Genomic DNA, 512 nt, shown 5'->3' on the forward strand with positions numbered 1-512 from the left:
GCATCGAGTGACATTTGATTCTCCAGTGCTACTTTACTCTGACATGCAGCAGTTGCTTGAGCTGGGTGACGATCACTACCGCAATACCATTCTCGACATAAACTACGATCCACAAGAGAAAGATCTCAAACAAGCGATTGATGATTTATGTGATCAAGCTGAACAAGTGGTGCGAGAAGGTACCGTTTTAGTGGTTCTTTCCGACCGCGCATTAGTCAAAGGCAAATTGCCAATTCCAGCCGCCATGGCTGTCGGCGCCGTGCAAACTCGCTTAGTTACAGCCAACCTTCGTTGTGATGCCAACATCGTCGCGGAAACCGCAACCGCACGTGACCCTCATCAATTTGCCGTATTGCTAGGCTTTGGCGCTACGGCGGTTTATCCGTATCTAGCTTATGAAGCGCTAGGCAAGTTGATTGACGATGGTGCCCTAGATAAAGACTACCGCGATGTTATGCAGAACTATCAGTATGGCATCAACAAAGGCTTGTACAAAATCATGTCGAAGATGG

At 47.9% G+C, this 512-nt stretch carries 1 protein-coding gene; it reads left to right on the forward strand.

What is annotated here, in order from left to right; genetic code table 11:
• The coding region (locus R7Q48_RS31245; protein WP_318134317.1) for a glutamate synthase central domain-containing protein at window positions 1–512 on the forward strand (512 nt) is incomplete at both ends.

Source organism: Vibrio sp. 378 (assembly GCF_033339435.1).